A 24,085-nucleotide genomic window follows, 5' to 3' on the forward strand; every position below is an offset into this window, starting at 1 on the left:
TCATTTGCCTATTCTCTATATTTTTTAACCTAAACTCTACATTATAATGGAAAAGATCGAAGAGAGAACTGTTTTCAGCATTCCTTTCGGAGAATTGAATGTGTTTGAAACGAATGTAGTCTGCCATGATTTCCCCTTCTTTTTTGAAAAACCTGTGGTGACGCTCATGCTGAGTGGCAGCAAGATCATCCGGAATGAAGAGGAAACTTTTGAGTTTAGGGAAAGGAGCGTGTTTATACCTCCCTGCAATAAGGAACTGAGCATCGATATTCATCCTGTTTTCCAGACTCCCACAAAATGCCTTGTCCTGGATATAGAACAGGAATATATTGACCATGTTTTTTCGGAGGTGATTGAAAACTGGCATCCTGACTGGGATAAAACAGGAATCATGATGAACCAGAATGCCGTTAAAAAGTTTGTAAGTTCCGATGAATCTTTATGGAGGAGTTTAACGAATCTCTACAACAGAAGAATTGATGAAAGTATCTACGGAACATCAGATTTTCTTTTAAGCTTAAGTCTTAAAGAACTGATTTATGAGCTGATGAAAACCAATGCGAAGCATATCCTTCTGCACCATACTACGACAGATCATATCCAGCGTGAACTCCAGGACGTGGTTCATTTTATCAAACAAAATTACAGAGAACCAATCACGATAAAACAATTGGCTTCTATTGCAGGAATGAGTGATGCCAACCTGTTTAAAAAGTTTAAACAGTCCTACAACTGCAGTCCGGTAGAATATATTATTGAACTGAGAATAGAACACGCCAAACAACTGCTGATCCATACGCCGGAGATGGGCATTAAAAATATCTGTTTTGAATCCGGTTTTAATACCCTGGAATATTTTTACCGGAAATTCACTCAGATGACCGGAAAGTCTCCGAAAAAATTTACCGTCAATTAAAATCAAAGTTAACTGACATTCATCTTTTCAGTTCAAAAGATTAGCTTTGTCATCAAGTGATTTCTTTATGTATTGTAAAAGGATTTTTATGTGTTTATGGCTTCTGATGAGTTTTGCTTTTCAGGCGCAGACCCTTCATCTTTACGGAGGTTCCCATCAAGATCAATATCTGGGATGTTTAAACTGCGATACTTTTGATAAAAATTCAGTTTGGAATACGTATGGTGATTATGGAAATGTTTACAGTTCAAAATCCATCTGGAATAATTATGGAAACTATGGAAGTGCATACAGTACGTATTCTCCTTGGAACAGTTATGCTTCGTACCCTCCGACTATTGTTGATCAGGGCGGAAACTTTTTCGGTTACCTGACTTTAAACACTTATAAATCTGAAAGATCGGAGCTTGAATTGGCTCAGGTGCTGTGTAAATATTATGATGTTATAAAAAAAGATATCGGAGGATGGTATGGTAAGTTGTTTAGGTGAGGGTAATGAGCGGGACCTGAGAGCCCAAGCATACTATATAAAAAACAATGGCGCGTTTGACTGGAAGTCTAACGTTGACGGGTTCGATTCTCGTATTCTCCACATTCGGGAGGAATTTATATTATGATTTTTTTATTTTAAGCTTTTGTTGGTAAGGTATGTTGTGATGTATTGTACCACCCCGTCAAATCTTTGATTTGCCACCCCTCCGGAGGAGGGGAATTCTTTGTCCTTCCATGGTTATCTTTGTTGGGTTTTTGATTTTCAGGAATTTTGACAATCTTGTGTTTGAGGGTGAGTGAGATTAAAATGTTTATGTGTTTTAATTTCGCGATTATGGCTGATTGAGCGGGTTTTTAGAATTTAAAATTCTCAGGCAAGCTGTACCTGGAAATCTTCTCCAATGGTCAGGATACCTTCCGTCAAGCTTTCAGAATGGGTACTGAAGCCTTTCAGTTTTGATGTTTTTCCTTTTAAAACGAGATCTAAAAGCTGTTTATCCGAAAGTTTCTTTCCGAAAATATCAAAGGTGATTTTAAAACCACAGTTTTTGAAATCGGAACATCCCACCGCTGCTTTCCCTTTGATCAGATGGTGTTCTTTACATTTTGGACATTGGGTTTCTTCCCAGGATTGAAGTTCTTTTTTGACGGCTGGTTCGCGTTTTTTCTTTTCTTTTACTTCTTCTTTTTCTTCGTATAACGTGATTACTTTTCCTTTTCCATATACCACTTTTTCGGTCAGTTCCGTGACCATCTGAATCAGTTCTTCTTTAAACCGGTTGGCTTCATATTCACCGCTTTCAATTTTACGAAGTTTTGACTCCCATTCTCCGGTTAATTCGGGGCTTTTCAGCAGTTCGTCCTCAATGGTATCGATCAGCTGCATTCCGGTTGGAGTAGCAATGAGATTTTTTCTTTTTTTCTCTATATATTTTCTTTTGAAAAGGGTTTCAATGATGTTGGCACGGGTGGAAGGTCTTCCGATTCCGTTATTTTTCAAAAGTTCTCTCAGTTCTTCATCATCCACCTGTTTTCCGGCTGTTTCCATTGCTCTCAGCAACGTTGCTTCGGTGTAGGGTTTGGGTGGTGTGGTTTTTCCCTGATGGATCATCGGATCGTGGGGTCCGGTTTCTCCAACGGTAAATTCCGGAATGGACTGTTCTTCTTCTTTCTCTTTTTCTTTATCTGCAGATTCTTCTTTGGGTTCTTTGGCGTAAACGGCTCTCCATCCCGGTTCCAGAACCTGTCTTCCACTTGTTTTAAAGGGAATCGTTCCTACTTTTCCTTCCACCAAAGTATTTGAAATCTTACATTCGGGGTAAAACACTGAGATAAAACGTTTGGCAATAAGATCATAAATCAACTTCTCTTCTCTGCTCAGATTTTGGGAAGGCGGAACTTCAGTTGGGATAATCGCATGGTGATCGGTCACTTTCGTATCATCAAAAACTGCTTTTGACCTGGGAATAGGGGCTTCCAGCAATGGGGAAATCAGATCCTGATAAAAATGCATTTTGCGAAGGATGCCTTCTATTTTCGGATACAGACTTTCGGATAGATAAGTGGTATCTACACGCGGATAGGTCACGTGCTTTTTTTCGTACAGACTTTGGATATAATTTAACGTGTTTTCTGCGGAATAGCCATATTTTTTATTGGCTTCCACCTGAAGTCCTGTCAAATCGAAAAGTCTGAGATTTTTTTCTTTTCCTTCTTTAATTTCAAAAGAGACAATTTCAAAAGGATTTAATTTAAGGTATTCAAGTCCTTTTTCAGCACGGTCTAAGGTTTTCAGACGATCAATGGCTGCATTGAAAATAACGTCGCGGTATTTGGTTTTAAGTTCCCAATATTCTTCGGTATTGAAGGCGTCAATTTCTTTCTGACGCTGAACCAGCATGGCCAAGGTAGGAGTCTGCACTCTTCCAATAGAAAGGACGGCCTTGTTTCCGCCAAACTTTTTGGTAAATAATCTTGTAGCATTGATTCCCAACAGCCAGTCGCCTATGGCTCTTGCATTTCCCGCCAGATACAGATTTTTGTAATCTTCAGCAGGTTTCAGATTGGCAAATCCTTCTTTGATCGCTTCTTCGGTAAGGGACGAGATCCATAAACGCTGAACAGGTTTGGTGCATTTTGCTTTCTGCAAAACCCAGCGCTGAATAAGCTCTCCCTCCTGCCCGGCATCACCACAGTTAATGACCTCATCACATTCTTCCACCAATCTTTCAATCACTTTAAACTGGTTTTCAACGCCTTTATTGGGAATTAATTTGATCCCAAAACTGGCTGGAATGATCGGCAGTAAAAACAAATTCCAGGATTTGTACTGAGGACCATAATCATGAGGTTCTTTTAAGGTACAAAGGTGTCCGAAGGTCCATGTCACACAGTATCCGTTACCTTCCATATAGCCCTGTTTAGGCATGGTAGCACCTAATACTTTGGCGATATCTCTGGCAACACTGGGCTTTTCGGCAATACAAAGTTTCATGAATTTCGGAATTATTGAAGGGGGACAAAAGTCGGGATTTTTTTTGGATTTTGCTAATTTAGTTGGGAGTTGATGTTTGAAAATTACAGGGATGAGCATGGACGTTTATTCCTGCGGAAGAGGTTTGATTGTATTAATATAAATGTTTTGGATTAAGGTTAAATGAATAGTAGTAGATCTGTTGCGGATTGAGTTTAGTAATGAGCACGAGTGGGACGCTCGCGCCAGCAGATGCGAGCAGGAGGATATCCGACAATGCGGCTGTTCAACATATAAGCACTACGCTAGCGCGAGCGTCCCGCTCGTGCTATACTCTCATTTTATTCAATTTTAATTATCTTTTTATTATTTTTATTAAATGAGCAGAAAATATAAATTTAAAGAAAAAGACGGAGCTTATTTTATAAGTTTTGCTACTGTTTTTTGGATCGATATTTTTACACGAATAGAATATTTCGATATCATCATTAGTTCATTAAACTATTGCCGTAAAAATAAAGGAATGATTATTTTTGGATATTGCATTATGCCAAGTCATATTCACTTAATTTTTCGGGCTGCAAATGAAAATCCGTCAGACTTAATAAGAGATTTTAAAGGCTTTACATCAAAACAAATGATCAATGCTATTAAAGAGAACAGTCAGGAAAGTAGAAAAGATTGGCTTATGTGGATGTTTAAAAAAGCCGGCGAAAAAAATCCAAATATTCAGAATTATCAATTTTGGCAGCAAAATAATCAGCCCATAGAAATCTGGTCTTTAAAAGTTTTCGAGCAAAAACTCAATTATGTACATGAAAATCCTGTAAAAAGCGGTTTTGTTTTGCAACCTTATGAATGGAAATACAGTAGTGCAAGAAATTATTACGAAAGTGATGAGAATGTAATGAACATTGATATGAATTAAACTATGACGGGCACGAGCGGGGAGAACGTTTATTCCAGCAGAATAAATTTGATTGTATACATATTTTTAAGTTAAAGGTTTAATGAATATAGTAGATATATTGTAGATGGGTTTTATTCGTGGGCACGAGCGGGACGCTCGCGCCAGCAGATGGGGACAACAGCGGATACACGTTAGACATGTAAATACGTTGCTAGCGCGAGCGTCCCGCTCGTGCTAATGATTATAACAAAAAACTCCCCTTAAAAAAGGAGAGCCTTCACAATAGTAACGAAAATAAATTCATTATTTTTTATTCACTTCAGCAATCACCTCTTGGATCCCGCCGCCTGCCACTTCAAAAAAAGAAGGACCTGCCAGCATATATACTTTTTCCAGTTTTCTGGTATTGGAAAGTTGATGTTCTTTAAGATAGGTTTCGGAACGGTGGGCCAACATAATGCCTTTGACTACATTCCCGGCTACCAAAGCGGTTGGAGAATCTATTCCGGCATCTTTCAGATCGCTGGCCAATGCGAAGTTGGTCACACCTAATCTCATGGCTTCACGGGCAGCCACTTCGCCCACTGAAGTCATTAGTTCCGGAGTGAAATTATTGCGGTCGCCCAAACCGATCAGCAATAGTTTTTTGGCAGACATAGAACCTTCAGGAGGTGTCATGAGAAGGGTTTCCAACGAATGCCCTTTAAACTGTCCGGACTTTCTGATTTTTGTCAATTCACCTTTTAATGCGTCATCCAGATGCACTAAACCATTTAAGCTGGCTGGTAAAGCTTGCGCGCTGTGAATATCATTTTCTGTGTATTCAAAAACACAAGCCACCTGTAATTGTGCTTCTGCCGACGTTGGACCCTGAACCAGCCCTATAATGGAAATCCCATCCACTGAGCCCCAGTTTTTTGCGGTTCCGATAGGGATGGTTTTTGCCGTTTGTGCAAAACCTGTGATAGAGAATAGCAATCCTAAGATGATAAGTGATTGTTTTAATTTATTTTTCATGGTATCGGTTTTCAATATTCCTTTAAATATGATGGGTACTATGTTCAGATTACATTGTCATGGGAACATCCATTAATAGAATCTCCGTGTTTTCTGCTGTTGCTTTAATATTCAGCTCTGAAATATCCCAAACTCCGAAACCGTCTCTTTCTTCCAGTGATTGACCTTCGATCTCTGCTGTTCCTTTTAACAGGAAAACATAGACCCCATTTCCTTTTTTTCTGATCTGATAATTGATTTCTGCCTCCTGATCAAAACGTCCTAAATGAAACCATGCATCCTGATGAATCCATACACCATCATCATCTGCATTGGGTGAAAGAATCTGCTGAAACGTACTGTAGCTTTTTGTTTTGTCTAGAGTAATCTGATCATATCTCGGACTTACATTTCTCTTATTTGGATATACCCAGATCTGAAGGAATTTGACCGATTGATCCGTGTTCTTATTAAACTCACTGTGCATAATGCCAGTTCCTGCACTCATGACCTGAATATCTCCACTTTTGATCACCGTGGTATTTCCCATATTATCTTTGTGCTCAAGATCTCCCTCCAGTGGAATACTGATGATCTCCATATTATCATGAGGATGGGTTCCAAAGCCTCTGCCCGCTTCTACTTTATCATCATTTAAAACCCTCAGCACTCCAAAATGCATTCTTTCAGGATTATGATAATTGGCGAAACTGAAGGTGTGGTTACTTACCAACCAACCATGATCTGCTTTTCCTCTCGAATCTGCTTTATGAATGATTGAATTATCTTTAATTTTTGATTCCGGATTAGGTAAATGATTGTATCCGATAGGCTCCAGAGGCTCGATCTCGTCTATTTCATTTTTCATCGTATTTCCAAGAGAAGCAGAGGCTACAAACATCCCTGTTCCCAATAAACCTTTCTTTAAAAAATCTTTTCTGTCCATATCTTTAGTTATTTTTTTGTTTTGATGGTGCAAATTTATGGTGATGTATCATCCTGTGTATTTAACTGGTTCTTCTTCAGTGAGACTTATAAATCGGCGGATTTTTCCGGATAATATTTTCAAACATTGACTCAGTTTATGGCTGCAGATCGGGGAAAAGGCTGTAAACTTCGTTCTTTAAAAGTCCGCTTCCTCCACCGTAATGATCGATCACTTTAACGTCTTGATCTGACTCTTCACAGAATCTTTTTATATCTCTTTCAAACTGATCTTCCAGCCCTGAACTTAAGAGTACGATATCCACCTGATTGTCTTTAATATAATCATAGCATACCGATTCATTGCTTTGGATCTCAGCTTTCCAGCCTTCATTATTTTCGATGATTCTTTTTAAAGTTTCAAGAATTTCCTGATTTTTTCCGATGACTAAAAATTGTAATGTTTTCATTTTTATCTTGTTTTTAAAAGGCAAGGATGTTAAGTTTTACAATTATAAATGCTTATTTCCTGTAATTTTTAATTCATTTAAATCCAGTTGGGATTCTGCTTTTCGGATCTCATCATCGCTGAAAAGCTTTTCTCTTTTCAATCTGAACAGTTCTTTTCGTTGTAAAGCAAATATATCCAGCACAATCTGATGGTATTCTTTAAGGTCATTCTGTCTGTTGGAGCATGTTTCAAGAGAACTTAAATGACTCTGATGCAATTGGATATCATTTTGAAGATTATCCTTTAAATTTTCAACCAAACTATTGCCTGTTAAGTTTTTTTCATATTTCTCATTCAATCGGTCGACTGCCAGTTGATCCAGTCGTATCTGAATTCCTGCCTGCTGTTCGTGAGAAGGTAAAATAGGATCAATTTCTCCAATTTTGGTTAATTTAATAATCAAAGGAAGTGTGAGTCCCTGGAAAACCAAGGTTACAAAAATGACGACAAACGTAATGAAGATGATCAGATTTCTCAGTGGAAATTCAGCCTGATCATTCATCATCACCGGAATGGACAGTGCTGTAGCAAGCGAAACAACCCCACGCATCCCTGCCCAACCAATGATCAAGGGATTTTTCCAGCCCGGACTGGGATCCTGACGTACTTTTTTGCTCAGCCATCTCGGAATATGAGCTACGGGATAAATCCATAGCAGACGAACGAGAATGACAATCAAACTGATGATCAATCCATATTTTATGCCTTCCATCAAGGATGTTTCGCCCAAACCATTGATGATATCGGGAAGTTCCAATCCGATCAATACAAAGACTAATGCATTCATCACAAAAATGAGGGTATTCCAAACGCCTGTCATATTGATTCTGGTGGTTCCCGTTTTAAAAATCTCATGGGAACGGAAAGACATAAACAACCCGCCACTTACAACGGCCATCACTCCTGAAAAATGAAAATGTTCTGCCCCCAGAAATAAAATATAAGGGGTCATGACGGTAAGTGCCGCATCGATCGCCGGAGTAGTGGGCAAAAACCGATGAATGGCGTAGAAAATATGAGCCCCAACAATTCCTACTACGATTCCCATTCCAGCGACAAGAAAAAACTGACCTGTTGCTTCCTGCATGGAAAATACGCCCGTCATCACCGCTGCCAAAGCAAACCTGAAAACAATCAGCGATGAAGCATCATTGATCAGGCTTTCGCCTTCCAGCATTGCAATGGTTCTTTTCGGAACTTTTAATCCTTTTAAAACCGTGGTGGCCGCTACAGCGTCCGGTGGTGAAACAATTCCTCCCAGTAAAAATCCTAAAGCCAGCGTGAACCCCGGAATTAAAGACTGAGCAGCAAAAGCAACCACTATAGACGTTAAAAACACCAAACCAAAAGCCATCAGCGAAATCGTTCTTTTCCATTTCCAGAAATCATTCCAGGAAGTATACCAGGCCGCTTCATATAAAAGTGGAGGCAAGAAGATCAGGAAAATAATCTCGGGATCTAATTTTAAAACAGGAACTCCGGGAATAAAGCTGATTCCCAATCCCGCCAATACCAAAAATATAGGATAGGCGATTTTAATGCGCTGTGCCAGCATCACCAGCAGCATGACAACGAGTAAGAGTCCGAGGATTAGAAGGAGGTGTTCGTGCATTTTTTGTGTAGAGATTAGAAGTTAGAGGTTAGGCCCGGTGGCGTCTGAGATTTTTGTTTTTTTAGATAGAGCGTTCCTATAATAGGTTTCCAGTTATTGGCAAACGATTATTGCATGCAAGTAAGATCAACCTTTTTAAATTTGATTAATTTTCTTTCAGCCAAACATCGTTGTAGTCATCAGGATGACGTTTGAACTGTAAGTGAACGTACGGACATAGCGGTACAATTTTCAGATCATTTTCTCTTGCATAAGAAACCAGTCTTTCCAGTAATATTTTGGCAAAGCCTTTTCCTTCATGTTCAGGATCAACTTCTGTATGATAAACCGTTAATTTTTTCCCGATTACTGAAATGTCCATTTTCCCAGCTTTATGATCATCTGAGAAAAGCTGAATCTCTCCTCTCACATTTCCTAAAACGATTTCTGTTCTTTCCATTTTTTAAGCTTTTAATTAATAATTCAAAATTATGATCTTTATTAAAGCTGAGTAATGATCTATGATAACTTCGGTACCGGCACTACTCTTTTATGGTATTTTACTTTGACTGTTTGAGGAATCTCCCGGATATGTTCATCTGCTATAATGATCATCTTCAAACTGCAGAATTCACTTTTTTCAATACAAATTATCACGAAATCCATACAACTCAACTTATTTCAAACCTTGATTAAATAAAATTAATCATCTGAAAAACAATTCGTTAAACACTTCACCAATAAAAAAAATCAAAAAGTCTATTGTTTTAGTGGACTAATAAAAATATATGTTCTATATTTGCAACCGTATTCAGGAAAAGAAAACAAAATGAAACAAGGATTTAAACATCAATCACTTAAGAAACAAAACATCAAAACTATGATGATGTTCAACTGTATGCCTATGCATCAGAAATTCCGTGGCTGACCTTACTTTTATATCACATATTTCTAAAGGCCTTACCACGTTGTAGGGCCTTTTTATTTTAATACACATCCTATAAAAACATACATCATGAGCAGTTCTAAAAACAGCTGGCTGGTGCCGGTGGCATTTATCAATATTTACGTTATTTGGGGAATTACATTCCTCGCGATTTCATTTGGTCTGAAAGGATTTCCCCCGTTTATTCTTTCCGGATTCCGCTTTTTAGCAGCAGGATTGCTGATGATCGGATGGCTGTTGGCTAAGGGTGAAAAAGCCAATTCCCTAACTAATTGGAAAAAGAATGCCATCACTGGAATATTGATTCTTACCGGTGGAACGGGTTTGGTAGCCTGGGGAGAACAGTATGTATCAGCTTCTGAAGCAGCAATTGCCATTGCAACAGGCCCGTTCTGGTTCATTGCTATTGATAAGAAAAACTGGAAATATTATTTTTCAGACAAATTTATCCCGATAGGACTGATTATAGGTTTTGTAGGACTGATTTTATTCCTGAACGGAAGTGTTTCAAGCGCTCATCATACAGCCGTCGACGGTAACCTCCGAATCACAGCCTTCATTGTTCTGGCCTTAAGCTCAGTGGCATGGGTTCTGGGATCTTTATATTCAAAGAAAAACCCGGCGTCGCAGTCTACCTTTATGAATATTGCCCAGCAGCTTATCACCGCCGGGGTTGCTTCCTTTATTATTGCATCTTTCAGACAAGAATGGCACGGTTTTTCATTCTCCAATGTTCCGGCATCGGCATGGGCGGGTGTACTGTTTCTGGTATTCTTCGGATCTATTGTAGCTTATTTATCTTATATATGGTTGCTTTCTGTAAAGCCGGCAGCTTTGGTAAGTACCCATACTTATATTAACCCCATTGTTACGGTATTGGCAGGTTGGATGGTAGCCGGACAAACGATTAACGGAAGCCAGCTGTACGGCTTGTCCGTTATATTATTGGGGGTACTGCTTACCAATGTGACCAAATATTTCAGGCTTTCGAAACGCTCGAAAGTGAAAATAAGAAGACTGAAGCGACTGGTTAACAAAAGTGTACGACCGTATCAGCCTATTTAAAAAATTAAACTATACATTAAAAAATGATAGAAATAAAGAACATTTCAAAGACATTTCATCAGAAAAAGCAGTCTTTCAAAGCACTGGACCAGGTAAGCCTCAGTGTTGAGAAAGGAGATATTGTTGGGATCATCGGATTTTCCGGAGCAGGAAAAAGCACCCTGATCCGTACCGTCAATCTTCTGGAAAGACCAGATGAGGGCCAGATTATCATTAACGGAAGAGATTTCACCCAATTGAGTTCAAAACAGCTTGCAGGTGAACGAAAAAAAATCGGGATGATCTTCCAGCATTTCAATCTGCTTTCATCTAGAACAGTTTTTGATAATGTAGCCCTTTCATTGGAACTGGATCATGTCAGTAAAGATGAGATCAACAGAAAAGTCAATGAACTGCTGAAGATTGTAGGATTGGAAGAAAAAGCCAATGATTACCCCAAAAGCCTTTCCGGAGGCCAAAAACAGAGAGTCGCCATTGCAAGGGCCTTAGCGAATGACCCTTATCTTCTTCTCTGTGACGAAGCCACGAGTGCTCTGGATCCGGCGACCACACAGTCCATTCTTCAGCTTTTAAGGGATATCAATCAAAGACTTGGCATCACTATTCTGCTGATCACGCATGAAATGGAAGTTATCAAAGCAGTCTGCAATCACGTGGCTGTTATCGACAAAGGCAAATTATTAGCAAAAGGAACATTAAGCGAGATCATCTCGGATAAAGAAAATCCGGTGATCCGTCAATTTATAAATTCAGATATCATGACGATTCCTCAGGAACTCAATAAAAGACTGCAGAAAGAACCACAGGATGGTTTATTTCCGCTGGTTGAAATAGAACTCAATGAACATATCAGTGTTGAAAAACTACTTTCAACGCTTTACGATCAATATAAAATACCGTACCGACTTCTGAAAGCCGATGTAGAATATCTGGGTGATTCCAATTTCGGAAAACTGCTGCTTCAGCTTCAGGGTAAAACCGAAGAGAATCAGAAAGCCATCTATTATTTTAACCAGAATAAAATTCAAAATACAGTAAAAGGATATGCTTAGTGATTCGGTAATTGCTCTTTTGGGAAAGGGACTTTGGGAAACGATTTATATGACGTTTGTTTCGGGATTTTTTGGATTTGTTTTGGGACTTCCGGTGGGGATTCTCCTGTTTTTAACAAGGAAAGGACAACTGTTGGAAAGTGCAGCTTACTACAGAATAACTTCTATTCTGGTCAATATTTTCCGGTCTATTCCATTTATTATTTTAATTGTCTGGATGATCCCTTTTACAAGAGTGATCATAGGAACTTCAATAGGAATGAATGCAGCATTGGTTCCTCTAAGTGTAGGAGCTGCTCCGTTTATTGCCAGACTGGTAGAAAACAGCCTTCTTGAGGTTCCGCATGGTTTGATAGAAACAGCCAGAGCCCTGGGTGCATCTCCTTTACAGATCATCCAGAAAGTATTGCTTCCGGAAGCACTTCCTTCCCTGATCAACAATGCTGCTATTACCCTGATCACTCTGGTAGGTTATTCTGCAATGGGTGGCGCACTGGGAGCCGGCGGACTGGGACAGATTGGGTATCAATACGGCTACATTGGTTATGACGCGGTGATTATGAATGTGGTATTGGTGCTTTTGGTAGCACTGGTGTTTATCATACAGTTTGCGGGAGACCGATTGGCGAAGAAATTTGATCACAGGTAAGTTAAAGACTCAGAAATTTAATATATAAATCTAATTAATAAAAGGTGGCTGAGACACTCGAAGCCCCCTTTTAATGATAAAAATTCTAATGAAAAAGATAAAAACAATAGCCTTGTTAACGGCCGGACTTCTCGTATTCAATGCATGTTCCAAAAAGAAAGATGACCCTAACCATATCGTGGTGGGAATAACGTATGGTCCGGAACTGGAAATTGCTGAAGCGGCTAAAAAAGTAGCCAAGGAAAAATACAATCTTGATGTGGAACTGATTCCCTTCAATGATTATGTGGTCCCGAATGAGGCCTTGAACAACGGAGATATTGAAGCCAATGCTTTCCAGCACGTCCCTTATCTGAATGAACAGGCGAAGCAGCGAGGTTATAAATTAGCTGTGGTAGGAAATACCTTTGTTTATCCTATTGTTGCCTATTCAAAGAAGATCAGAACGATCAGTCAGCTTCAGAACGGAAGTACAGTGGTGATTCCCAATGATCCTACCAACGAGGGACGTTCCCTTCTTCTTCTTCAGAAAAACGGACTTTTAAAATTAAAAGAAGGAACCGGACTTCTTCCGAAAGTCACAGACATTGTCGAGAATCCAAAACAATTAAGAATCCTTGAAATTGAAGCTCCACAGCTTCCAAGGGTTCTGGATGATAAAGAAGTGGTCATCGCCATCATCAATAACAATTTTGCTGCCCAGGCTGGATTAGATGCCAGCAAACAAGGTTTGTTTAGCGAGGATAAAGATTCACCCTATGTCAATGTAGTGGTTTCAAGACATGACAACGAAAATTCCGACAAAGTGAAAAATTTTGTAAAAGCTTATCAATCTGATGAAGTGGCTAAAAAAGCAGAAGAGATCTTCAAAGGCGGTGCGGTGAAAGGATGGTAGGAGCATGAATGATGAGTGATGAGTGATAAGTGATGAGTGATAAGTTTGTTGCGGGATGCGGTATCCTGGTTTTGAGTTACGAGGTGTCAGATTCGGGTTGTAATTAAAAACCGGATGAAGATTTATATTTTAGATAAATGAAGAAACTGGTGACGGAAGCTTCAGCCGCCAGGTATTTTTCATTCAATGTTTTTCTCTCTTGTTACTTCAAATATTCAAACTCTGAATCCCACAACGCTTAAACCCTAAAACTTTGCGACTCTCAAATTCACAACTCCGTAATACGAACCTTGTACCCCGCCAACTCTAAAACTCTCCCACTCTCAAACTTCAGAACTCGGGATCAACTATTTATTGATTAAAATTTATTTTCTCAATTTGAGATAATAAAAATTTTACTTACTTTTGTTGTTAATCAATAAAAAGGCATTTTATGTTCAAGAAAACCGCCATCGTAAGTTTATTCACTTTTATTGCTGCTTCATATATGGCTCAGACTCATACTCAACCCGTTTATTTAGATGAATCGAAACCTGTAGAGCAACGTATTCAGGATGCTCTTTCCCGAATGACTGTGGAAGAAAAAGTGGCTATGCTGCATGCACAGTCCAAGTTCAGCTCTCCGGGTGTTCCCAGACTGGGAATTCCTGAATTCTGGACTACAGACGGACCTCACGGGGTACGTCCGGAAGTGATGTGGGACGAATGGGACCAGGCCGGATGGACGAATGACTCGATCATTGCCTACCCTGCCCTGACGGCACTTTCTGCAACATGGAACAAGAAAATGTCCTGGAATTACGGGAAAGCTCTGGGCGAAGAAGCCCGATACAGAAAAAAAGATATTCTTCTGGGACCTGGTGTTAATATCTACAGAACACCACTGAACGGTAGAAACTTCGAATATATGGGTGAAGACCCTTACTTAACTTCAAAAATGGTGGTTCCTTATATCAAAGGGGTACAATCCAATGGTGTAGCGACTTCTGTAAAGCATTTTGCCCTGAACAATCAGGAAATGTTCCGTCACACGAGCAATGTCAATATTGATGACCGAACGCTTTATGAGATCTACCTTCCGCCTTTCAAAGCAGCGGTCACTGAAGGAGATTCATGGACGATCATGGGCGCCTATGACATGTACAAAAACCAATATGCCAGCCAAAACCAATATCTTTTAAACGATATTCTGAAAAAAGAATGGGGCTATAAAGGCGTTGTGGTTTCCGACTGGGGAGCGGTCAACAATACGGAGCAGGCCATCCACAACGGACTCGATCTTGAATTCGGGAGCTGGACGAACGGACTTTCTGCTGGAACTAAAAATGCTTACGACAACTATTATTTAGCAAAACCTTATTTAGACCTCATCAAAGCTGGAAAAGTAGGAACTCAGGAACTTGACGACAAGGTAACAAGACTGCTTCGTTTAGCCTATAAAACTACGATGAACAGGAATAAACCTTTTGGGAATATTGCTTCAGAAGAACATAAAGCGGTAGCCAAAGAGATCGGTGAAGAAGGAATTGTATTGCTGAAAAATCAAGGCAATGTACTTCCTATCGACATCAATAAAGCTAAAAAAATTGCAGTGATTGGTGAAAATGCCATCAAAATCATGACTGTTGGTGGTGGTTCTTCTTCTTTAAAAGTAAAATATGAAACGCTTCCATTAGACGGAATCAAATCCAGATTCGGAAAACAGGCGGATGTACAGTATGCGAGAGGTTATGTAGGAGACATCGGCGGAGAATACAATGGGGTAAAATCCGGACAGAACTTAAAAGATGACCGTTCTGCAGCAGAATTACTGAACGAAGCTGTAGAGTTAGCTAAAAAATCTGACTACGTTATTTTTGTAGGAGGACTGAATAAAGCCGATTTCCAGGATAGTGAAGGTAACGACAGAAAAAGTTACGGACTTCCATACAATCAGGATAATGTGATCTCAGCATTAGCAAAAGCGAATAAAAACCTTGCTGTAGTTTTGGTTTCTGGAAACGCAGTGGCTATGCCTTGGATCAAAAAGGTTCCTTCTGTTCTGCAGTCGTGGTATCTTGGTTCTGAGGCAGGAAATTCTATCGCTTCTGTTTTGGCAGGTGATGCAAACCCATCAGGAAAACTTCCGTTTACTTTCCCTGTGAAACTTGAAGACAATTCCGCACACCAATTGGGAGAATATCCGGGACAGAAAGACGAACTGGCCGCCGGAAAAGGAAAAGATCAGAAAAACCCAATCAATATTACCTATAATGAAGGTGTTTTTGTAGGATACCGTTGGCACGACACGAAAAAGATCAAACCTTTGTTCAGTTTCGGACATGGTTTAAGTTATACCACCTTTGAGTTTGGAAAGGCTTCTGCTGATAAAACAGTAATGTCTGCGGACGATAAGATCACTTTCACCGTGACTGTAAAAAATACAGGGAAGAAAGCCGGTGCTGAAGTTGCACAGTTATACATCAGTGATATCAAAGCTTCTGTACCACGTCCGGCAAAGGAACTGAAAGGTTTTGAAAAGGTATTTTTAAATCCTGGTGAGCAGAAAGAAGTAACGTTTACGATTGATAAAACGGCATTAAGCTATTTTGATGCAGATAAGCATGAATGGACGGCTGAGCCTGGAGATTTTGAAGCGCAGATCGGAAATTCTTCTGATGCGATTAAGACGAAGGTGAAATTTACGTTGAAGTAGTTTTTATTAATATATTTAAATATCTGAGCAGGTTCTACGGGATCTGCTTTTTTAATCCATTATAATAATTTGCTTTATCAAACTATTCTTCTGCTGATTTAATATTAATCTCTATTTTTTTGCCTTTTACTCTTACATTCTCATCTAAATATATCAATCCGTAATTTTTCTCATTCTTTAAATTATTGTTTAAGTCTAAAGCTGTTGGAATCAAATGAGGAAAAGGTGATAATTCAGTGCAATCCTCAAAAGGAAAAACTGGAAAAAAAGTTTGAATGGCAAAGTTTTTATAGCTTAATACAAGTAATGTTTTAGGAATTTGTCTAGTAACATTGAATTTTCTATCAAAAACCACACATCTAATTTTATCTATTGAGCTACTAAATGGAAAAATTGTAAAAGCCATACATGGACGAATAATCACATTTTCTTCTAATGACATCAACCATTCAATAGTCTCATTATAATTCTTAATTCCCTCTTCGCTAATTACTGATAGTCCAATTTTAATTAGGCTTCTATATACATATTCTGGAATATATGAAGCTGTTTCTACTGTAAAATCTATTTCATTGTTACTGCTTACAAGATCATCAGGAAAGTTCTTAATATGAAACACATTTTTATCATCTTGATGTATCTCTAATTTATTTTTAAATTTAGGTGTCTTGTTTTTTTTATTTTTAGTACTTGAAAGAGTATTTAATGGTAATAAAAAGTTAGCAAGTTCATTTTCAAATGCAGAAAAATATTTGTTACAATTATCACATTCGAAATTTGAAGTTAAACTTTTGTTACCTAGAAATTCAGGAATTGTGTGAGAAACATTTCTAAAGTTAACCTCAGGAAAATGTTTTTTACAAAATCTACATTCTTTTTCTTTCGAACCTTTTAAAACTTTTTTATTATTCGAATCATTCTCCTGAATTTCAATAGAATTAATAATTTCATACTCTTCACTTAATTTTTGTAAATCAGAAAAAGCTTCCTCGTTTATAGGAAAGTTTGATTTTATTTTCATGCTGATAAGTATGAAAATAAATATAATATTTTTATCTCGTATACTAAGTTTTAAATACAAAAAATATGTTTATGGAAACTATTTTTTTTCAATACTCTAGACAAGCCACCTTAACCTATGAACTGATACTCAGTCAATCGCTGTTCACCATATTTTTCCAAAACATTCTGATCCACTGCCCATTTTAAATCTCTACTGGCTGTGGGGGCAGAAATATTTTTGAAATGTTGCAGATAATCTTTTCTGCTGAATTTTTCGCTCTTCATCTTTTCTTTAAAGATCAGGATCCTTTCTTTTGTATTCAGGTTTGTATTTTGAGACTGCAAAACCTGTTGAAGCGCTTCCAGAATAATTCCCATCATAAATTCAACAAATGGTGTAGAGTTTCCTTTTTTATCAGATTCCGAAAGCTTATTGTAATATTCCTCCTGGTTTTTCTTAATAAGGCTCTCCACCGGAAGATACTCAAATACAGGATACTGCTGCATCAGAATTAAGGTCTGCCATAATCTGCCCATTCTTCCGTTACCATCGAAAAAAGGGTGGATAAATTCAAATTCATAATGAAATACACAGCTTTTTATCAGTACAAGTTCATTGTCTTCTTTTAAATATCGAAAAAGGTCATTCATCAAACCTTTTACCATAGATCCATCTGGCGCTATATGTTCTACTTTAGAACCTTTTACTATTCCTACATTGGAATTTCTCAATTTACCAGCCTTATCAATCAGATCTTTCATTAAAACAGCATGAGCCTTTTCCAGATCTTTGATACTGGTAGGGTTAAACTCTTTTAAGCGGGGGTACACTTCGATAGCATTCTGTGCTTCCTGAATATCTTTTAAGGGCGCAATGATTCGCTTATTATCAAGTAATGCCGTGATATGTTCCTCCGTAAGGGTATTCCCTTCAATTTCCAATGAAGACTGAATCGTTTTAATACGGTTCTTCTTTCGCAGCTCCGTTGTCGGTTTATAAAGGTGATGGGCATTAATTTCTCCAATCTTTTCAGAGATGGAGGCAACTAATGAAAGAATTTTATCGGTAATGGTATACGGTGGCTTCAAAACTTGATAGTATCATTTGATAGTATCAAAGATAAGAAATTACTTGTATATTTTCTGATTTTCCCAAAGAAACCCGAAGTTTAAAATAAGCAGATAGAGCGGGTCAGTATTCTTAAGGGATAAGTACAAAAAGCCCCCTTAAAAAAAGAGGGCAATATCTGATTACATACATGTAGATGTGCTGCAATAATTTCCTGCACGGTGATAACAACATCTGTAGCTGTCATCAGGACAGTGCGAACCTCCACATGCAACACCTGTTGGATCACCTGTTTCTATTCCTGTTTCTGGTTTAGTGGGTCCTGCCCCCATGGTGTTTTTCATTTCTTTTCTGGTTAGTTTTCTTTTCATAGTATAAATCTTTAATTTGATCGAATTGTAAACTTAGCAATTTATATTGAAAAAAATAATAAAAAAATCAAAAAATTAGAATATTTTCAACCAAATTTTAAATAAATAAAAACTAAACACAATTAAGTGATTTATTATCGCTAAAAAACGACCTCTCATTTATTTAAAAGGAGGTATTTTGATTCAGCATGAATTTTGGAGATGGAATTCAGTTCAGTTTGTCTTACCTCCTTTATCTTTTACCTGAAATCTGCCGCTGTATATCCACAAAAAATGCCCGGATCTCACCCGGGCACCGCATAGCCAATTGACAAGGATTAAAAAATAAATAGGCTAGTTGACACTTTCAAAATAGTGAATCATTCCTCCTTCCGGAAGATGATATTTCTGTGTATGGGCTTCTGACTCCCTGTTTCCGCTGTTCTCTAAAAAAGAATTGCTGAAAAGAGCATAAGACGGCTGCTCGGCAAATTCGTTTTTCAACATCTGATGGGCTTCAACGACTGTTTTTCCATAGAGCTTTTTAAAACTTCCGATGGTATACTGCGAAAATTTTCCGTAGTGTACAATGAACTTCAGCGACATGTCTATGGACATACTCAGCTCTTTACTCAGTTCCTTTATCTTTTGGTTAAAAGCATTCCGCATTTTCCAGAGCATTGTTGAAATATTCTCATAGGAAGGATGGTTATCGTACCTGTAAAATAAGATCGCATCGCCCTCGATCTCTGAGATATCAAAATACTGGTCATTGATATCAATCAATGTAGATAGTAGTTGTCTTACAATATATTCTCCTGTATAAAGTTTGGTATTGAACACAAATTCAGTAAACCCGCTGAAATCAGGAATAAGAATGATACCCTCATGTATATTTGTATTCTTCATAATCATTATAGTTTTAAAAACCTGCTGCATCATGATAGACGAAGCAGGTTTCATTTTACTTTACTGCCAGCCGCCGCCAACCGCTCTGTACAGAGAAGTAATGGCATTTAAGCGTTGGGCTTTTAGAGAAGCGAGATCCAGTTCTGCCTGAAGCTTATTGCTTTGCGCGATAATTACCTCTACATACGTCGCTGAATTGTATTTAAATAAAATATCAGCTTTTTTCACGGCTTCACCGGATTTCGTAGCCAGTCCTTCTGCAATTTTCTGCTGTTCTTCCAGCTTCTGGATTTGTACCAGTGCATCCGAAACTTCTCCAACCGCTTTTAAAACGGACTGCTTAAAATTAATTTCAGCCTGATCTGCCAGCACTTTAGACTGTTCGTATTGGGTCTTTAATTGTTTTCCGTTTAAAATAGGCTGTGCAATCATTCCTGCCGCCATTCCGAAAAGCGAACCGGGAACACTGAACCAGTGGCTTGCCTGAAAAGCATTCAGTCCGCCCTGAGCGGTAATATTCAGAGAAGGATACATACTCATTTTTGCGACATGGATCGCCGCGGCACTTTTTCTGACTTCAAGTTCAGCGGTTTTAATATCGGGTCTGTAGCTTAACAATTCTGATGGAATTCCTGCTGCAATTTTGTCAGGTGACTGTACATTGTTCAGGCTCGCACTTCTCTCAATCTTATCAGGCATTGAGCCTGTCAAAAGACTTAATGCATTTTCCTGAACTGCGATAGAGCTTTCAATGGCAGGAACTGATTTTAAGATCTGATCTTTTACAATTTCCTGTTGCTGCACCGCAAGAGCGGTCGTTAAGCCCAATTCCTGCTGCTTGGTTAAAAACTTCAGGGTTGTATCAGAATATTCCAGATTCGATTTTGTGATCTGCAACTGGGTATCCAGCATGAGCAAATTGTAATATCCTTGCACCACTGAAGCTACTAATTGGGTTTTCACCGCCTTTGCCGCTTCCTGAGTTTTAAGATATTCTGTCAGAGCCTGCTCTTTTCTTCCTCTGATCTTCCCCCAGATATCTGCTTCCCATGAAATATTGACCGAAGTGGTATAATCTTCTGTATATTTTCTCCCCATGAACTGCCCGGCCATTATCCCATTCATACTGTTATCTGAAGGCCTGCTGATACTGGCGTTCCCAACGGTTGCACTGATGGTGGGAACATTCCCCCACTTGCTCTGGTTATAAGCAAGGGAGGCATATTCTATCTGTTTTAATGCCACGAGAAAATCATTATTCTGCGCAATGGCTTTATCAATGAGGTTGACCAGAACAGGATCTTTAAAAAAGTCTTTATAGCTGATCTTTGCTATATTTTCCTGAGCGTCCGCCACGATGCTGTCATTTCTGAACGCTTCAGGCATTTTCACTTCAGGCTGTTCAAATTTCTGAACTTTGCACGAAACGGCAGCTCCTGAGATCAATGCGATATATGCTATATTTTTAATTAAATTCATTTTAATAATCATTTGGATTAATATTCCCAGTCGGCTTCTGTTATTACTTTTCCGTTCATTCTTTCATGTAAAGCCTGGAAGACCACAAAAAGTACCGGAACCACGAATATTCCTAAAACAGTTCCGAAGATCATCCCGGAAACGGCTGCATATCCGATAGAATGGTTTCCTAACGCTGATGGTCCTATCACAAACAACAACGGAAGAAGTCCAGCAATAAATGCTAATGACGTCATCAGAATCGGACGGAGACGCGCTTTGGCACCTTCTACTGCAGAAGCGATAAGGCTTTTCCCTGCCCTTCTACGTTGAATGGCAAATTCTACAATCAGAATCCCGTTTTTCGCTAAGAGACCTATCAGCATCACCAAAGCAATCTGCACATAAATATTATTGGACAGATCTGCCATGGTAATTCCCACAAATACACCTGATAAACCTACAGGAATCGCGATCAGTACAGCAAACGGAAGCACATAACTTTCATACTGTGCCGATAAAAGGAAGAATACAAACACAATACACAATCCGAAGATCATCACTGATTGTGAACCTGCACTTACTTCTTCACGGCTCATTCCTTTGTAATCGTAGGTATATCCCGGAGGAAGTACCTGCTTGCTTACCTCATCAATAGCGGCCATCGCCTGCCCTGTACTGAATCCCGGTGCCGGCATCACGGTTAAGTTGGAAGAGTTGAACAGGTTGAAACGGTCTACTACTTCTGCTCCTGTCACCTGCTTCAAGCTAACCAGCGTATTAATAGGAACCATTTCTCCTGAATTATTTTTAACGAAAATACCGTTCAGTGATTCTTTATCTTCTCTCATTTCCGGAGTAGACTGAACCAGTACTCTGTAATATTTTCCGAATTTGTTGAAATCTGAAGACTGAATACTTCCGTAATAGCCCTGCATTACGCCCAATACATCAGACACATTAACGCCAAGCTGAGCTGCTTTCACTTCATCTACCAACACTTCAAACTGCGGATAGGTTACATCAAACGTTGTAAATGCTACGGCTACTTCCGGTCTCTGCATCAAGGCTCCCATCATTCCGTACGAGATATTTCCAAGATTCTGAAGTTCTCCGTTGGTACGGTCCTGAAGCACAAGCTCCATACCGCTGGTATTTCCGAAACCGTCTACCGTAGGTGTATTGATCACAAGGAAATTCGCTCTTTTATCCTGGGAAAGTGTTCCCTGAACCTGACCGATAATGTCATTGATATTTCTTACATTTCCTCTTTGCTCTGTCTTTTTAAGTTTAACGAAAATAGAAGCCGCTGAAGATGACATCGATCCACTGAATAGGTTAAGACCGTCTACCGAAATCACTTTTTCCACTGCCGGATTTTTCATTAACAGGTCTTCCGTATCAGAAACTACTTTGGTCGTTCTGTCTTTGGAAGCTCCCGGTGCAAGATTGGCTGTTACGATGATAAAACTTTGATCCTCATCAGGAATAAATCCTTTAGGTGTCGTCATGGACATCCATGCGAACAGTCCACCAAATCCTAAGATGATGATTGCTGCCACCCATTTTCTCTTTAATAAAAACAGGATCGCTTTTCCATAACGGAAGGTCAGTTTATTAAAGCTTGCATTAAAACCGGCAAAGAAACGGTCTTTGAAGTTCATTTTCTCATGCGTTTCCGGATGATGCTGTTTTAAAAATATAGCACATAAGGCCGGACTCAAAGTCAATGCATTAATAGCTGAAATCACAATGGCAATGGCTAATGTCAAGGCAAACTGCTGATAGAACAACCCTGTAGAACCACTCATAAAGGCTACCGGAACAAATACCGCGGACATAATCAGCGTAATTGAAACAATGGCTCCCGTAATTTCACTCATCGCCGACATGGTCGCAGCCCTTGGATTAAGCTTTTTATGTTCCATCTTAGCATGGACCGCTTCCACGACGACAATGGCGTCATCCACCACAATACCAATGGCCAGTACCAGGGCAAATAACGTCAGGATATTAATAGAAAACCCAAATAAATTCATAAAGAAAAACGTTCCCACAATCGAAACCGGAACGGCAATAGCCGGAATCAGTGTTGAACGGAAATCCTGCAGGAAGATATACACCACGATGAATACCAGGATAAATGCCTCAATCAAGGTGTGAATTACCTGATCAATAGACTGATCCAGTGCTTCTTTGGTCGCATAGGGAATTTCATAGGCCATTCCTTCCGGGAAGGATTTTTCAAGCTCCTTCATTCTCTCCTGAAGGGCGATCTGTACCTCATTGGCATTGGATCCCGCCATCTGGAAGATCGCCATCGTCACCGAAGCTTTTTTGTTAAAATTGGAAGAAACCGTATAACTGTACGCTCCAAATTCAACTTTGGCAACATCTTTTAATTTTAAAACAGAACCGTCGCTCAGTGCTTTAATCGTAATATTTTCATACTGCTCTGGCTCTGTGAATTTTCCTTTGTAACGAAGCACGTATTCCATCGCTTCTTTACTTCTTTCCCCGAATCTTCCCGGTGCTGCTTCAAGGTTTTGTGTCTGGATTGCCCGTGAAACATCTGCAGGTGTAAGGTTGTATGACGTCAGTTTATTGGGATCAAGCCAAACTCTCATAGAATAATCTTTGTTTCCGTACACCATGGCATCTCCTACTCCTTTTACCCTTTTCAGGTCGGGAACAATGTTGATTTTAGCATAGTTTTCAAGGAAAAGATCATCCATTTTACCATCCTTGCTGGTTAATGAAACCATTGCGATCATACTGTTCTGCCTCTTCACCGTTGTAATTCCGGCCTGAATCACTTCTGCAGGAAGCTGATTTGTTACCTGTGCTACCCTGTTCTGTACGTTAATCGCAGCCTGATCCGGATCTGTACCCAGTTTAAAGATTACGGTGATACTTAAAGTCCCATCATTACTGGCTGTGGACGTAATATAGTCCATATTTTCAACCCCGTTGATGGCGTTTTCTAAAGGCGGCGCTACGGATCTCGCAATCGTTTCCGCGTTGGCTCCCGGATAGGCGGCCGTTACCATTACGGTAGGCGGTGCGATATCAGGAAATTTGGTGATCGGCAGACTGATCATACCGACGATACCCAGAATGACGAGCAATACGGAGATAACCGTTGCCAGTACGGGCCTTTTTATAATTGTTTTTAACATGAT

The 24,085-nt window shown here is 39.2% G+C and carries 20 protein-coding genes; 8 read left to right on the forward strand and 12 right to left on the reverse strand.

Features of this window, described 5'->3' with window-relative positions; translation table 11 throughout:
* Positions 1 to 46: 46 nt before the first annotated feature.
* Together BW964_RS04140 and BW964_RS04145 are read left to right on the forward strand one after the other, a co-directional pair.
* A complete protein-coding gene (locus BW964_RS04140; RefSeq protein WP_076504942.1) occupies positions 47 to 916 on the forward strand; it encodes an AraC family transcriptional regulator in 870 nt (289 codons plus the stop codon).
* A gap of 88 nt (positions 917 to 1,004) precedes the next feature.
* Positions 1,005 to 1,406, forward strand: a complete 402-nt coding sequence (locus BW964_RS04145; protein ID WP_084175591.1) for a hypothetical protein — start codon at positions 1,005 to 1,007, stop codon at positions 1,404 to 1,406.
* 372 nt (positions 1,407 to 1,778) lie between these two features.
* Here the strand turns inward: BW964_RS04145 and BW964_RS04150 are convergent, their stop codons facing one another.
* Positions 1,779 to 3,902 carry a type IA DNA topoisomerase gene (locus BW964_RS04150; RefSeq protein ID WP_076504945.1) on the reverse strand — a complete coding sequence of 708 codons (2,124 nt, stop codon included), beginning with the start codon at positions 3,900 to 3,902 and terminating at the stop codon, positions 1,779 to 1,781.
* 358 nt (positions 3,903 to 4,260) lie between these two features.
* Here BW964_RS04150 and BW964_RS04155 point away from each other — a divergent pair, with 358 nt between their 5' ends.
* Entirely contained in the window at positions 4,261 to 4,809 is a 549-nt protein-coding gene (locus tag BW964_RS04155; protein ID WP_076504946.1) for an REP-associated tyrosine transposase, read from the forward strand.
* 285 nt (positions 4,810 to 5,094) lie between these two features.
* Here the strand turns inward: BW964_RS04155 and BW964_RS04160 are convergent, their stop codons facing one another.
* The 5 genes from BW964_RS04160 to BW964_RS04180 form a co-directional block, all read right to left on the reverse strand.
* On the reverse strand, positions 5,095 to 5,808 hold the full coding sequence (locus BW964_RS04160) for a M17 family peptidase N-terminal domain-containing protein (RefSeq protein WP_076504948.1): 714 nt from the start codon (positions 5,806 to 5,808) through the stop codon (positions 5,095 to 5,097).
* A gap of 49 nt (positions 5,809 to 5,857) precedes the next feature.
* Positions 5,858 to 6,733 (reverse strand): pirin family protein, encoded by an 876-nt coding sequence (locus tag BW964_RS04165; RefSeq protein WP_076504950.1) that lies wholly within the window; start codon positions 6,731 to 6,733, stop codon positions 5,858 to 5,860.
* Positions 6,734 to 6,869: 136 nt separating this feature from the next.
* A complete protein-coding gene (locus BW964_RS04170) occupies positions 6,870 to 7,181 on the reverse strand; it encodes a hypothetical protein (RefSeq protein WP_076504952.1) in 312 nt (103 codons plus the stop codon).
* Between the two features lie 42 nt (positions 7,182 to 7,223).
* A complete protein-coding gene (locus tag BW964_RS04175; protein ID WP_076504954.1) occupies positions 7,224 to 8,834 on the reverse strand; it encodes a Na+/H+ antiporter in 1,611 nt (536 codons plus the stop codon).
* A gap of 145 nt (positions 8,835 to 8,979) precedes the next feature.
* Positions 8,980 to 9,273, reverse strand: coding sequence for a GNAT family N-acetyltransferase (locus BW964_RS04180; protein WP_076504956.1), 294 nt, complete (start codon positions 9,271 to 9,273; stop codon positions 8,980 to 8,982).
* A gap of 555 nt (positions 9,274 to 9,828) precedes the next feature.
* Between BW964_RS04180 and BW964_RS04185 the strand changes: the two genes are divergently transcribed.
* The 5 genes from BW964_RS04185 (at position 9,829) to BW964_RS04205 (ending at position 16,115) form a co-directional block, all read left to right on the forward strand.
* Complete coding sequence (locus tag BW964_RS04185; protein WP_076504957.1) at positions 9,829 to 10,824, forward strand: EamA family transporter; 996 nt, start codon at positions 9,829 to 9,831, stop codon at positions 10,822 to 10,824.
* A gap of 23 nt (positions 10,825 to 10,847) precedes the next feature.
* On the forward strand, positions 10,848 to 11,876 hold the full coding sequence (locus BW964_RS04190) for a methionine ABC transporter ATP-binding protein (protein ID WP_076504959.1): 1,029 nt from the start codon (positions 10,848 to 10,850) through the stop codon (positions 11,874 to 11,876).
* Positions 11,869 to 12,525, forward strand: a complete 657-nt coding sequence (gene metI / locus BW964_RS04195; RefSeq protein ID WP_076504960.1) for a methionine ABC transporter permease MetI — start codon at positions 11,869 to 11,871, stop codon at positions 12,523 to 12,525. The genes BW964_RS04190 and metI overlap by 8 nt, the downstream gene beginning before the upstream one ends.
* 88 nt (positions 12,526 to 12,613) lie before the next feature.
* On the forward strand, positions 12,614 to 13,420 hold the full coding sequence (gene metQ, locus BW964_RS04200; protein ID WP_076504962.1) for a methionine ABC transporter substrate-binding lipoprotein MetQ: 807 nt from the start codon (positions 12,614 to 12,616) through the stop codon (positions 13,418 to 13,420).
* Between the two features lie 433 nt (positions 13,421 to 13,853).
* Positions 13,854 to 16,115 (forward strand): glycoside hydrolase family 3 C-terminal domain-containing protein, encoded by a 2,262-nt coding sequence (locus BW964_RS04205; protein WP_076504964.1) that lies wholly within the window; start codon positions 13,854 to 13,856, stop codon positions 16,113 to 16,115.
* Positions 16,116 to 16,197: 82 nt separating this feature from the next.
* Here BW964_RS04205 and BW964_RS04210 read toward each other — a convergent pair whose 3' ends face one another.
* From BW964_RS04210 to BW964_RS04235, 6 genes are all read right to left on the reverse strand, one after another.
* A complete protein-coding gene (locus BW964_RS04210; RefSeq protein ID WP_076504965.1) occupies positions 16,198 to 17,136 on the reverse strand; it encodes an HNH endonuclease in 939 nt (312 codons plus the stop codon).
* A gap of 110 nt (positions 17,137 to 17,246) precedes the next feature.
* Entirely contained in the window at positions 17,247 to 18,206 is a 960-nt protein-coding gene (locus tag BW964_RS04215) for a Fic family protein (RefSeq protein ID WP_076504967.1), read from the reverse strand.
* Between the two features lie 162 nt (positions 18,207 to 18,368).
* Complete coding sequence (locus BW964_RS04220) at positions 18,369 to 18,557, reverse strand: hypothetical protein (RefSeq protein ID WP_076504969.1); 189 nt, start codon at positions 18,555 to 18,557, stop codon at positions 18,369 to 18,371.
* A 333-nt stretch (positions 18,558 to 18,890) separates the two neighbouring features.
* Positions 18,891 to 19,445 (reverse strand): DUF2652 domain-containing protein, encoded by a 555-nt coding sequence (locus BW964_RS04225; RefSeq protein ID WP_076505454.1) that lies wholly within the window; start codon positions 19,443 to 19,445, stop codon positions 18,891 to 18,893.
* A 60-nt stretch (positions 19,446 to 19,505) separates the two neighbouring features.
* Entirely contained in the window at positions 19,506 to 20,924 is a 1,419-nt protein-coding gene (locus BW964_RS04230; protein ID WP_076505456.1) for an efflux transporter outer membrane subunit, read from the reverse strand.
* Positions 20,925 to 20,941: 17 nt separating this feature from the next.
* A complete protein-coding gene (locus tag BW964_RS04235) occupies positions 20,942 to 24,082 on the reverse strand; it encodes an efflux RND transporter permease subunit (protein ID WP_076504971.1) in 3,141 nt (1,046 codons plus the stop codon).
* Positions 24,083 to 24,085: the final 3 nt, after the last annotated feature.

It is taken from the genome of Chryseobacterium shigense, from assembly GCF_900156575.1.
GTDB lineage: Bacteria > Bacteroidota > Bacteroidia > Flavobacteriales > Weeksellaceae > Chryseobacterium > Chryseobacterium shigense.

Excerpts from the sequence above, each read along its gene's own strand:
- BW964_RS04155 (WP_076504946.1), top strand. The coding sequence starts at position 4,261 with ATGAGCAGAAAATATAAATTTAAAGAAAAAGACGGAGCTTATTTTATA.
- BW964_RS04190 (WP_076504959.1), top strand. The coding sequence starts at position 10,848 with ATGATAGAAATAAAGAACATTTCAAAGACATTTCATCAGAAAAAGCAG.
- metQ (WP_076504962.1), top strand. The coding sequence starts at position 12,614 with ATGAAAAAGATAAAAACAATAGCCTTGTTAACGGCCGGACTTCTCGTA.
- BW964_RS04205 (WP_076504964.1), top strand. The coding sequence starts at position 13,854 with ATGTTCAAGAAAACCGCCATCGTAAGTTTATTCACTTTTATTGCTGCT.
- BW964_RS04175 (WP_076504954.1), bottom strand. The coding sequence starts at position 8,834 with ATGCACGAACACCTCCTTCTAATCCTCGGACTCTTACTCGTTGTCATG.
- BW964_RS04220 (WP_076504969.1), bottom strand. The coding sequence starts at position 18,557 with ATGAAAAGAAAACTAACCAGAAAAGAAATGAAAAACACCATGGGGGCA.
- BW964_RS04165 (WP_076504950.1), bottom strand. The coding sequence starts at position 6,733 with ATGGACAGAAAAGATTTTTTAAAGAAAGGTTTATTGGGAACAGGGATG.
- BW964_RS04180 (WP_076504956.1), bottom strand. The coding sequence starts at position 9,273 with ATGGAAAGAACAGAAATCGTTTTAGGAAATGTGAGAGGAGAGATTCAG.
- BW964_RS04230 (WP_076505456.1), bottom strand. The coding sequence starts at position 20,924 with ATGAATTTAATTAAAAATATAGCATATATCGCATTGATCTCAGGAGCT.
- BW964_RS04185 (WP_076504957.1), top strand. The coding sequence starts at position 9,829 with ATGAGCAGTTCTAAAAACAGCTGGCTGGTGCCGGTGGCATTTATCAAT.
- BW964_RS04150 (WP_076504945.1), bottom strand. The coding sequence starts at position 3,902 with ATGAAACTTTGTATTGCCGAAAAGCCCAGTGTTGCCAGAGATATCGCC.
- BW964_RS04145 (WP_084175591.1), top strand. The coding sequence starts at position 1,005 with ATGTGTTTATGGCTTCTGATGAGTTTTGCTTTTCAGGCGCAGACCCTT.
- BW964_RS04210 (WP_076504965.1), bottom strand. The coding sequence starts at position 17,136 with ATGAAAATAAAATCAAACTTTCCTATAAACGAGGAAGCTTTTTCTGAT.
- BW964_RS04235 (WP_076504971.1), bottom strand. The coding sequence starts at position 24,082 with ATGTTAAAAACAATTATAAAAAGGCCCGTACTGGCAACGGTTATCTCC.
- metI (WP_076504960.1), top strand. The coding sequence starts at position 11,869 with ATGCTTAGTGATTCGGTAATTGCTCTTTTGGGAAAGGGACTTTGGGAA.
- BW964_RS04225 (WP_076505454.1), bottom strand. The coding sequence starts at position 19,445 with ATGAAGAATACAAATATACATGAGGGTATCATTCTTATTCCTGATTTC.
- BW964_RS04170 (WP_076504952.1), bottom strand. The coding sequence starts at position 7,181 with ATGAAAACATTACAATTTTTAGTCATCGGAAAAAATCAGGAAATTCTT.
- BW964_RS04160 (WP_076504948.1), bottom strand. The coding sequence starts at position 5,808 with ATGAAAAATAAATTAAAACAATCACTTATCATCTTAGGATTGCTATTC.
- BW964_RS04140 (WP_076504942.1), top strand. The coding sequence starts at position 47 with ATGGAAAAGATCGAAGAGAGAACTGTTTTCAGCATTCCTTTCGGAGAA.